This window comes from Campylobacter sp. BCW_6466 (assembly GCF_001762835.1).
Taxonomy (GTDB): Bacteria; Campylobacterota; Campylobacteria; order Campylobacterales; family Campylobacteraceae; genus Campylobacter_D; species Campylobacter_D jejuni.
Genome location: NZ_MJXO01000075.1, coordinates 36892 through 47645, shown reverse-complemented (window position 1 = coordinate 47645; position 10754 = coordinate 36892). Strand labels below are relative to the sequence as shown.

The following is a 10754-nucleotide window of genomic DNA, read 5'->3' as shown; positions in this document are numbered from 1 at the left end:
ATAAACCTTTTTAACCTTCTTTATAAGCATCATTTAAAGATGTAAAATCTAAAATCTTACAACGAGATTTTAACCTATCCTTGACACTATCTGGGTTGATATTATCAGGAATTTCCATTGTAATCTCAAAATAATCTACCGCCGAATTTAAATCACTTGATAAATTAATTGTTAATAGATTTATCTGCATTTTAGCTAAAAATGCTAAAAATTCCGCTAAAACACCTTTTTTATTTTCCAAAGAAAAAATCAATTTATAAGATTTAGGGATGTTAGAATCCCATTTTATAAATACCATATCTTGATTATTATCTATCATTTTATCAGCTCTATCGCAAAGCTTATGATGGACAATAGCGTTACCACCTTTAACAAAAGCTAAAACAGCATCACCTCTTTTTGGATGGCAACAAAAATCAAAATCCACATTAGCAATTTTATGGTTACAATATAGAGTAAAATTTCCTATTTTTTGTTCTTTAATTTCATATTTATCAAACCAATATGACTTCTTGGCGTATTTTTTAAGACCATTGACTATATCTTTCAAATAAGCACTATCTGTTGCTACTTGTCTAATACGTCTGACTAAATTTTCTTTTTCTATCCAAGCTTCAATTCTGTTTTTATCAACTCCAAAAATAAAACTTAATATATTAATAGAACTTGCTAGATTAATCTCTCTGATTTTTTGCTTACAAAATTCCCTTATACTTGCTTTTGCTTTTCCTGTTTTAACACTATCTATCCAAGAACAGCGATAAAATTTATCATTGCTAGTAACCACTCGCACAATATCGCCATTTTTAAGCTCAGTTAACAAAGGCACTTTAATACGATTTACATAAGCACTTTTTGCATGAAGCCCTACTTTGGTATGCACTTCATAAGCAAAATCAAGAACCGTTGCACCACGAGGCAAAGTGAAAATTTCTCCCTTAGGAGAATAAACTGCAACATCTTCAACATAAAGACTATCTTTAGCATATTCATAAAGTTCAATAGCATTATAATCTTCTGCATTTTCAAGATTGTTTATACTTTGCATTGAAATATCTGTAAGCCAATCAAGACGAGGTGCAACCACGCTGCCATCTTCTTTATATTTCCAATGCGCTGCTATACCAAATTCCGCAATTTTATGCATATCAAAAGTTCGAATTTGTGCTTCTATAATACTTTTAGCATCAAAAAGTGTGGTATGTATGGTTTGATAACCATTTTGTTTAGGCAAGGCTATATAATCCTTAAAACGCGAAACCAAGGGATTAAAATGTGTATGTAAAATTCCCAAAGCTAAGTAACAATCACTTATTTTTTCAACCAAAATTCTTACCCCAAGCAAATCAAGAACTTCTTCAATACCAATGCCTTTTCTTTGCATTTTAAGATAAATAGAATAGCTATGTTTAATGCGTTTTTGAATTTCAAAACTACCTTGTCTAAAGCCATTGCTCAAAAATAAAAGTTCGATTTTGGAAATAAATTCATTTAAACCTAATTGCATTTCTTGATTATTGGAGTTGATATAATTGTCAATAAGCTTATACTCATCTGGCATAAGATATTTAAAACTAAGATCTTCCAAATAATTTTTTATGCTTGAAATACCGAGTCTATGGGCTATTGGAGCATATACAACTAAAGTTTCTTCGCTGATTCTTTTTTGCTTATCTTCTCTTAGAATATCAAGAGTAAGCATATTATGCAGCCTATCACATAACTTCACAATCAAAACCCCAACATCTTCAATGCTTGCTAAAAGCATATTTCTGAAAGTCAAGGCTGATTTAGTTAAACTTTTTTTAGATTTTGATGAAATGAGATTATCTTCTCTAATTTCTATAATTTTAGTAAGTCCTAAAACAAGTTTTAAAACCTCAGAACCAAACTGCTCTCTAAGTTCTTCTTCAGTGCAGTTTGTATCTTCAATCACATCATGCAATAAAGCAGCTAAAATATTGCTTTTATTTTCACTTAAAAATCCAACCAGTGTTGCCACTAAAATAGGATGTACCGCATAAGGCTCTCCACTTTTTCTAAACTGCCCTTCATGGCAAAATATACAGTAATCTACCGCTTTTTCAAGAATGGCATCATGGCCACAAATTTCGAAAAGCAAAGCCTTAGCAGCTTCTAAATCTTTACAATTTTTTACATTATCGATTAATTGTTCAAGCAATAATTCTTCATCGATTGGTTTCAACTAAACCCTCTAAAGTGATTTTATTTTCTGCAATTTCATATAAAGCTATATCTGCAAGTTTATTTTTATTTTTATCAAAGTCTACCAAAGGGGTTGCTCCATTTGCCAATTGTTCCGCTCTTTTTGCTACCACTAAAGAAAGGCGATATCTATCATTACCCATTTTTTCCAAAGCTTTTGCCGCTACTTCTTCTATTCTTTTATCCATAATTTTCTCCTTAATTATTTTTAACGATTGAACAAAGGCTAGTATCGCCTTGTATAATTTTAAGTAAATTACCCTCTTCAAACATATTACAAACCACAATAGGAAGTTTGTTATCTTTAGCTAAAGCTATAGCTGTATCATCCATCACTTTAATATTATCTTGCATAGCCTCATCATAACTTAAAGTATTTAAAAATACTGCATCATCAAATTGTTTTGGATCTTTATCATAAACTCCATTAACTTTTGTAGCTTTTATTACCATATCTGCATCAATTTCCACAGCTCTTAAAATAGCTGTTGTATCTGTAGTAAAATAAGGGTTTCCAGTACCTGCGGCAAAAACCACAACACGACCCTTTTCTAAGTGTCTTTGCGCTCTTCTCATAATATAAGTTTCACAAAATGCTTCCATCTGAATGGCGCTTTGAACCCTAACTTCAAGTCCAGAGCTTTCTAAAGCTTCTTGTATAGCAATAGCATTAATAACCGTAGCAAGCATTCCCATATGATCTCCACTTGTCCTTTTAATCAATCCGCCCTTAGCAGCACTTACTCCGCGAATAATATTACCACCGCCTATAACTATGCCTACTTCTATTTGATTTTTTATAAGTTCTTTAATCTCTGAAGCTATGAATTTTAAAATAGAATTTTCTATACCAAAGCCATTTTCACCTGCTAAAGCCTCTCCTGAAAATTTTACTAAAACTCTTTTTCTCTCTTGCATTATTTCTCCTTATTTAACTTGAAATTATATTTTAAATTCCATTAAATTTAGCTAATTTAAGCTAATGAGTTCCAAAGGATTGATATGAAAATTTTTTTGAGTTACTTCAAAAGTAAGATCATTTTTTATTCTACCCACTACGGCACCTTTTTTAATATTCTTACCAACTTTAATATTAGGAGCAATCTTATCTAAATGTGCGTATATTGTATGTATGCCATTATCATGTTCAACAATAACAACTCGAGCTAACATACTAGTATCTTTGGCAAAAACTATTTTTCCATCTAGCACATTTTTAACAACTGCATCGCTTTTATTGCTTCTTAAAACTACATTCTCGTTAAAAATTTTAAGATTGTAAACAGGATCAACATAATTTCCAAATTTTTGCTTCACAGTAAAAGAATCCAATGGAGCTATGGTTTTTTTTCCTGTGTAACGCTTGACTGAACTTCCTTGATAGCTTGAACCTAATTGTCTTATTTTTTGATTATTTTTTACTATTTTAGTATCATTTTTGTTTGAATTTGCATCTTCTTTATCATTAATAATTTTTAATTGATTTAATGTTTTTCTAAGCTCTTCTTGCTGAGCTTGCAAATCATCGAGTTTTTTTGCATATATAGCTCGATCTGTTTTTTGTTTATTAATTTCGCTAATTTGTTTTTGTTTTAAACTTTGAAGCTTGGCTAATTGAGCGTTGTAATCCTTAAGACTATCATTGATTTTCTTAATCTGAGCTTGTTTATCATCAATAAGCCTGCTTACTCCCTCATAATCTTTAGAAATTTTAAAAATTTCTTCATTTAAAACTTTGTTTAAACTTCCTAAAATTTCAAAAGCCATAAAACTTTCTTCACTTTCAATATAGCCTTGAGGGATAGGTAAATCATAAGCAAAATCTTTGGCCATTAAAGATATAAGCTTACCTTCCATATTTGATTTACTTTTAAGCAAATCTTCATTTTGGCTTGTAAGGGTGTTTAACTCTTGATTTTGAGTCTTAGCGCTTGCTTCAAGCTTAGAAGTTTGTGAATTTAAGCCTTCAATTTGTAAGCTTAAGTCTTTCAAACTTTTTTCACCATTTAAAATATCACTAGCCAAATCTTCAAGTTTTTTGTTTAGCTGTTCTTGTATACGTTTATTTTCTTCTAAACTTTTTGTTTTTTCATTTATAGCATTTGCTAAACTTATATCAACAAATAAAAAAAAACAAAAAAAGATAAGAATATTTTTTCTCATCTTTTAACCTTAAACATAACTGTATTTACACACAACAAGCAAATAAACAAAGTAGCTAAAAAAATTAAAGTCAAATGTAAAATAAAATTAATAGGTGGAAAAATAATATCTACAGCCTTTAAGCTTTCTTGGATAATAGAAAGATCAAAAATTTGGGTAAAAAAGGCAAGCAAAATAATAAAAGCAATAAAACAATCAACCACAACTACCTTATAAAGCATAAAAGATCTAAACCAAAACGGGGCTCCAAATAAACACATAATTTCAATACGATCGGTATGTTCATAAAGCCAAATTCTCATCTGTTTTAAAAACAAAACAAAGGCAAGTAAAATAATGATAAATAAAAATAACCAAAAAACAAATTTCATCAAAATAAGCAAGGAATATATCTTATCATGGGTTTTGGAAAAAGTTTCAACCTTGCTAACACCTACAATATTTAAAAGTTGATTTTTAATCGAATTTAGTTCATTTTGATCGGGCAAAGAATTTAATTTTAAAGTATAAAATTTTGGCAGAGAATCTTTTAAAACTTTCAAATTTTTTTCAGAAACATCATTTTTCAAACGATCGATTAAATCCTTAGGATCTAAAGATTCAAGTCCAGCAAAAAATGGCACTTTTATTTTTACTACATTCTGATCAAGTTCAGTTTTGCTGACAACTATAATATTATAATCTTTATTAACAAGTTCTTCATAATGCTTCAAAGTTGCATTTGTAATCAAAATAAACTCAAAAGCAAACATCATAAACAATAAAGATAAAATTAAAGATAAATGTGTTTTAAAAAATTTCATTCATTTTTCCATTTTCTATATTAAAACGACGATAATCCACTCTTAAATTGCTAGGAATTCTATGCGTTACCACTATAACACAAGTTCCTAAAAGTTCTCTAGCGGACTTTAAAAGAGTCCATATAATATCAGAAGAATACTCGTCCAAATTTCCCGTTGGCTCATCGCAAAGCAAAAGCTTTGGATTATGAGCTAAAGCCCTAGCCATAGCGACGCGTTGTTGCTCACCACCACTAAGTTGATTAGGCAATTTATCTGCTTTAAAAGTTAAATTTACATGCTTTAAAAGCTTAGCAGCTTGATCATGGCATACTTTTTTACTATAACCTTTAATCATTAAAGGCAACATAACATTTTTTTCAACACTATATTCTTGTACAAGTTTATAATCTTGAAAAATAATCCCTATTCTTTGACGCAATTTTAAAAGTTCTAAATTTCCAATTTTATTCATCAAAGATCCACATACTTCAAGCTTGCCAGAAATAGGTTCTAAATCCCCATAAAAAGACTTTAAAAGCGTACTCTTACCACTCCCACTTTTACCAGTAATAAAAACAAAATCATCATCCTTAAAAGCAAAACTCGCTTCTTTAATAACTAGTTCATCATAACCTAAAGTAAGTTTATTTGCTTGGATTAAATTAGGCATCCTTTTTCCTTAATTTCCCTTTTTAAATTTTTAAATTATGCTTTATTTTTGCTTAATTTTCAAGAAAAATTATATTTTAAACTGAACTTTTAAAATTTCTTTTAATTCATTTACCGCTTTAATATTTTCTTGAATTTTAAATGGTTCTTTAAAAGCAAAATCAATCGTTTTATCAAGATGCAAATAACAATGTTCAGGCTTATTAAAAGCTCCAAAAGCAACCTTTAAAAGCAAATTATCATCTTGTTTGTAGATACTTTCAAAATGCAAGAAAAAATCATCTTTTTTTATAGTAATATTTTTAAAGTTCTGTTCTATTTTTTTCAAATCCTCTCTAGAAAATTCAACTGATGAGAGATTAAATTCATTTAACTCATAATTTTTACAGTCTTGGTTAAAATTCCACACCCAAAGATCATATATATTTTTTTCTTGCTTTTTCCATCTATCTTCATATTTGCTTGAAATTTCTAAATTTTCATTTTTTCTAAGACTAAATTTTGGCGCAGGAAAAGTCAGAAATTGCTCTAAAGTAAAATTAAAATACTCAAAACTATCTGTTCTAAGCTCAAAACGACCATTTTGAACTAAAACCCTAGCACATTCTTTGCAGAAATCCTTCCCAATAACTCGCCTATGAGGCTTTTTGTCCCAAGGAACAGGAAAATGTAAAAAAATCTTTTCAACTGATTTTGATTTTAATACACTCAATAACAATCTCGCATCACTTTGGATTAGCAAAATATTATTTACATTTTGAGCCTTAGCAAGTTTAGCTACTTGAGTTAAAGCTGGATTGTAAATTTCCACCCCTAAAATTAAAACATTCGGATTTTCTTTTGCTTGATAAAGCAAATGTCTTCCTGATCCAAAGCCTATTTCTATATAAATTTTACCTTGAAGTCTAGATAAAAGTTCATCAAAGCTATCAACGATAAATGGTGTTTTTTCAATTAAAGCATTGTTTTTAAGTCCAAAAGCTTCATTGATAATATCCTCACAAAAACCTTCTTTAAAGATTTTTAAAGCTTTTTGTAAATAACCTATTTTAGAAGGTTTTGTATGTTTATCGCCTTTAATCACAAAACCATTTTGTGCTTTTTTAATCTGCAGAAAAAAACTCTCTTCTTGAACCTTTGTATAAATAAGACTAACATTATCATTCTTAGCAAGCCAAAGAAATTCAACATTATCCTTGCTATAAGGCAGATTTATTTCTTTGATCTTTTTGCTTCTAAAATTTGGCACTACTGAGCCGCCTTAACTTTGCTTGAAGGTTCTGAACGAAGTCCAGCCGAATCAATAGCAATAACTTCATAACTATATTCCACCCCTGGTAAAGCTTTTACATCTTTTAATCGCTTTTCTTTAATGCCTTTAAAAACTGCATTTTGCTCTCCACCATAGCGTCTTACTTCATATTCAACAGCTCTAGTATCATTATCACTCCATTCTAAATTTATCCCTTCGCTTGTGCTTTGAGCCAAAATAATACTAGGAGCCAAAGGATTATCTAAAGTTCTACCCTCTACACCATCTTTTGGCATAGGACTTTCAAGACCATCTTTATCCACTATTGTTACTTTATAATACTTGCTTTTACCTGCTCCTTCTACTATATCCTCATAAGAATTTTTATCAGTCTTTGCCAAAACACTAAAAGGAAGGAAGCTTGAGCTCGTAGAATAAACTTTATAATAAGAAAAATCTTCATACGTAGGAGCATCCCAAGTTAAAATGATTTTATTAGAACCATCTGTGCTAGCACTTAAATGCTCAACTTGAGGGGGTAAAGCCTTGCTTGTAGAACTTACAACTTGACTTGGCTCACTCTTTATCCCATTAAAACTCACAGCAATAATTCTATAACTTGAATTTTCATTAGGTTTTAAATCACTATCGATGTATTCAGCGTTTAAGCGATTTTTTACTTCTGCAATTTTTTTAAATTCTTTATCATCACCTTTAGTTCTTTCAATAATATAAGAATCAACCCTAAAATCAGGATGCGGACGCCAAATAAGTTTAATACGATTAGGCAAATTGGTCACAGCTTGAATAAAAGGAACAGCTTCAAGTCTTGGAGCTGTGCTCACTTCTATAACCTTGCCATCTTCTGAAATTTGTCCTTGCTCATTAAAGCTTTTCATCATATAACGATACTTAGTACCAGGCTCTAATTTAGTATCTACATAATGAGTTTGAAACTTATCTTTAATAGTGCCTACAAGTTTAAAATCAGGATTTTCATCACTAGAACGATACAAATAAAATCCTTTGATATTTTCATTATATAAAGGCTCCCATTCAAAAGCAATATTACTCATATCACCAAGACTTTTTAAACTTTCAACCTTTGGTAAGCTTTCATTTACGGCAGGCTCTTTACTTGAAGCTAGCGAATTCATTTGCGAAACACTACAAGCGCTAAGCAAAAGAGTTAAAAAACTCAAGTAAAAACTCAAGCGAAATCTTTTCATCATTCTCTCCTAAATTAATTTGTTCAAACATAATGTTTTTAAAATCTTCCATCAAAGGTGCTTTAACAAAAATTTGCTCTTTAGTTTTTGGATGGATAAAATACAAAAAATAGGCATGCAACATTATCCTACAATCATACTTACCCTTATAACCATACAAACTATCGCCCAAAATATGGCGATTTAAACTAGCCAAATGCGCTCTAATTTGATGAGTTCTTCCTGTAAAAAGCTTAGCAGCCATCAGAGTTAAATTTTCAGTTTTTACTACATTTATGAAAGCTGATTTTGCATTTTTACTGAATTTATTTTCCTTATCTATGGCTATTTTTTTAATAGCATTAGAAGGCGAACGCATTAAAAATTTTTCTACTATAATTTTATCTTCTTTTAGTGGCAAATCAATTAACGCAAGATAAATTCTTCCCATGCTTTTATCTGCAAGCTGTTCGCTTAATCTTTGGTGGGTGAAATTATTTTTCGCTATTAGTATAGCCCCACTTGTATCTTTATCTAATCTATGAACAAGACCAGCTCTTATCTCTCCTCCTAAATTTGATAAAGTATATTTTTTTTCTATCAACCAATCCACCAAAGTGGCATTTTTAACACTACTTGCTCCATGAACGACTAAATTTGAAGGTTTATTTAAAACAAGCAAATCTTCATCTTCGTATAACACATCAATATCAAAATCCACTTCAAACTGAGGTTTTATCTCATCGTAAAGCTTTAAACTTACAATAGAAATAATATCACCATTTTTAAGCTTAAATGAATTTTTATCTTGAATTTTATAATTAACCTGTACGCAATCTTTTTCTATAAGTAAAGCAACTTGATTGCGACTTTGGTTTAATTTTTTAGCCAAAAACACATCAAGCCTTGAATTTTCATCTACTAAAAAAGTTTGCATTTTTTCCTTGGAGGTTTTGATAAATTTAAAATTTTAGTTTATAATTATAGCTTTATATTACTAACTGAAGGCAAATTTTGTTTAGATTAGATAGAAGAATTTTAACTCATTTTGACTATATGCAACCCATTTTATTTTTACCCATAATTCTTATTTCATTTTTCTTGATCTTTGAAGCTAATCCTTTTTTAGCAGAAAAACAGTTTGTTTATGCCTGTGTGGGATTGTTTGCTTTTATGGTTTTTTTCTTCTTTCCTATAAGGAAATTTATTTGGATTATTCCTGTTGCTTATTGGATTAATATTTTTTTATTGCTAAGCGTAGATATTTTTGGGGTTGAAAAATTAGGTGCTAAAAGATGGCTTGAAATTCCTTTTACTCACTTTACTATACAACCTTCTGAAATTTTTAAACCTAGTTTTATTTTAATGCTTGCCTATCTTATTTATCAAAATCCTCCTCCAAAAAATGGATACAAACTTAAACAATTCATCAAACTTAGCTTTTACATCATCTTGCCTTTTTTGCTAATTGCAAAAGAACCTGATTTAGGAAGTGCTATGGTTTTACTACTTGTTGGTTTTGGAGTGCTTTTTATCATGGGAGTTCATTATAAAATTTGGTTAAGTATTGTTATAGCTATAAGTGTTAGCTCTCCTATTATTTATACACATCTTTTAAAACCCTACCAAAAGCAAAGAATTCATGATTTTATTTCAGAAAAACCAAGTTATCAAGTAGCCCAATCAATGATAGCTATTGGAAATGGTGGTTTAACTGGAAAATCTCAAGATGAAGCTACGCAAACTCATTTTAAATTTTTACCTATTTCAACTAGTGATTTTATTTTCGCTTATATGATAGAAAGATTTGGATTTATTGGGGGATTGACATTAATTATATTTTATATTTTACTTATTTTTCATCTACTTAGTTTAAATTATAAACTTAAAGATGATTATTTTACTAGAGTTGCTATTAATTGTGTTGCATTATTTATTTTTATTTATGCGGCAGTAAATATCTCAATGACTATAGGTTTTGCACCAGTAGTTGGGATCCCTTTGCCTTTTTTTAGTTATGGTGGAAGTTCTTTTACTATTTTTATGATTTTTTTTGGAATTTTACAGCATTTAATCACTTTTAGATATTTTTGGATGGATATAAAGGCTAAATAAAATATTTTTAAGCATTAATAAGATATAATTTTATCTTTTAATTCAACTTAGGCGGATTTATAGCTCAGTTGGTTAGAGCAACCGGCTCATAACCGGTTGGTCGCAGGTTCGAGTCCTGCTAAATCCACCATTCTGTTATAAGCTATAGACTCTCTCTTTAAAATAATAATTTTTAGCTCTTTAAATATTTCAATCTTAAATAAAAAGTATGTGATGTGATTTTTTGAAAGATAAAGTGGTGGTTAGAGGCAGAATCGAACTGCCGACACGCAGATTTTCAGTCTGCTGCTCTACCGACTGAGCTATCCAACCACTTAGTTTGATGAAAGTAAAAAT

The 10754-nt window shown here is 29.8% G+C and carries 10 protein-coding genes and 2 tRNA genes; 2 read left to right on the top strand and 10 right to left on the bottom strand.

The features are described 5' to 3' along the window. Window positions 1-10: 10 nt before the first annotated feature. The 9 genes from AJ887_RS09360 to AJ887_RS09320 form a co-directional block, all read right to left on the bottom strand. The gene (locus AJ887_RS09360) at window positions 11-2206 is read right to left on the bottom strand and encodes a RelA/SpoT family protein (protein ID WP_070240359.1); all 2196 of its coding nucleotides are present in this window, start codon (window positions 2204-2206) and stop codon (window positions 11-13) included. Then, window positions 2190-2414: a DNA-directed RNA polymerase subunit omega gene (locus AJ887_RS09355; RefSeq protein ID WP_002853464.1), complete on the bottom strand. Its 225-nt coding sequence runs from the start codon at window positions 2412-2414 to the stop codon at window positions 2190-2192. Before AJ887_RS09355 ends, AJ887_RS09360 begins: the two co-directional genes overlap by 17 nt. A 10-nt stretch (window positions 2415-2424) precedes the next feature. Continuing rightward, complete coding sequence (pyrH, locus tag AJ887_RS09350) at window positions 2425-3144, bottom strand: UMP kinase (RefSeq protein ID WP_002854049.1); 720 nt, start codon at window positions 3142-3144, stop codon at window positions 2425-2427. Window positions 3145-3195: 51 nt separating this feature from the next. Continuing rightward, complete coding sequence (locus tag AJ887_RS09345) at window positions 3196-4389, bottom strand: murein hydrolase activator EnvC family protein (RefSeq protein ID WP_070240357.1); 1194 nt, start codon at window positions 4387-4389, stop codon at window positions 3196-3198. Beyond that, window positions 4386-5192: an FtsX-like permease family protein gene (locus tag AJ887_RS09340; protein WP_070240355.1), complete on the bottom strand. Its 807-nt coding sequence runs from the start codon at window positions 5190-5192 to the stop codon at window positions 4386-4388. Before AJ887_RS09340 ends, AJ887_RS09345 begins: the two co-directional genes overlap by 4 nt. Beyond that, window positions 5179-5844 (bottom strand): cell division ATP-binding protein FtsE, encoded by a 666-nt coding sequence (locus AJ887_RS09335; protein WP_002856386.1) that lies wholly within the window; start codon window positions 5842-5844, stop codon window positions 5179-5181. Before AJ887_RS09335 ends, AJ887_RS09340 begins: the two co-directional genes overlap by 14 nt. Before the next feature lie 69 nt (window positions 5845-5913). Beyond that, window positions 5914-7092, bottom strand: coding sequence for a tRNA (guanosine(46)-N7)-methyltransferase TrmB (gene trmB / locus AJ887_RS09330; protein WP_070240353.1), 1179 nt, complete (start codon window positions 7090-7092; stop codon window positions 5914-5916). Then, complete coding sequence (locus AJ887_RS09325) at window positions 7092-8327, bottom strand: fibronectin type III domain-containing protein (protein ID WP_079860350.1); 1236 nt, start codon at window positions 8325-8327, stop codon at window positions 7092-7094. The genes trmB and AJ887_RS09325 overlap by 1 nt, the downstream gene beginning before the upstream one ends. Then, window positions 8272-9240: an RluA family pseudouridine synthase gene (locus AJ887_RS09320; RefSeq protein ID WP_070210338.1), complete on the bottom strand. Its 969-nt coding sequence runs from the start codon at window positions 9238-9240 to the stop codon at window positions 8272-8274. The genes AJ887_RS09325 and AJ887_RS09320 overlap by 56 nt, the downstream gene beginning before the upstream one ends. A gap of 77 nt (window positions 9241-9317) precedes the next feature. On the opposite strand from AJ887_RS09320, the gene AJ887_RS09315 reads away from it, so the two are divergent. Together AJ887_RS09315 and AJ887_RS09310 are read left to right on the top strand one after the other, a co-directional pair. Beyond that, window positions 9318-10418, top strand: coding sequence for an FtsW/RodA/SpoVE family cell cycle protein (locus tag AJ887_RS09315; protein WP_044780131.1), 1101 nt, complete (start codon window positions 9318-9320; stop codon window positions 10416-10418). A gap of 53 nt (window positions 10419-10471) precedes the next feature. Then, window positions 10472-10548, top strand: a tRNA-Ile gene (locus AJ887_RS09310). Window positions 10549-10654: 106 nt separating this feature from the next. Here the strand turns inward: AJ887_RS09310 and AJ887_RS09305 are convergent. Beyond that, window positions 10655-10730: transfer RNA gene (locus AJ887_RS09305), tRNA-Phe, on the bottom strand. Between the last annotated feature and the right edge of the window lie 24 nt (window positions 10731-10754).

Excerpts from the sequence above, each read along its gene's own strand:
- pyrH (WP_002854049.1), bottom strand. The coding sequence starts at position 3,144 with ATGCAAGAGAGAAAAAGAGTTTTAGTAAAATTTTCAGGAGAGGCTTTA.
- AJ887_RS09320 (WP_070210338.1), bottom strand. The coding sequence starts at position 9,240 with ATGCAAACTTTTTTAGTAGATGAAAATTCAAGGCTTGATGTGTTTTTG.
- AJ887_RS09325 (WP_079860350.1), bottom strand. The coding sequence starts at position 8,327 with ATGATGAAAAGATTTCGCTTGAGTTTTTACTTGAGTTTTTTAACTCTT.
- AJ887_RS09335 (WP_002856386.1), bottom strand. The coding sequence starts at position 5,844 with ATGCCTAATTTAATCCAAGCAAATAAACTTACTTTAGGTTATGATGAA.
- AJ887_RS09355 (WP_002853464.1), bottom strand. The coding sequence starts at position 2,414 with ATGGATAAAAGAATAGAAGAAGTAGCGGCAAAAGCTTTGGAAAAAATG.
- AJ887_RS09345 (WP_070240357.1), bottom strand. The coding sequence starts at position 4,389 with ATGAGAAAAAATATTCTTATCTTTTTTTGTTTTTTTTTATTTGTTGAT.
- AJ887_RS09340 (WP_070240355.1), bottom strand. The coding sequence starts at position 5,192 with ATGAAATTTTTTAAAACACATTTATCTTTAATTTTATCTTTATTGTTT.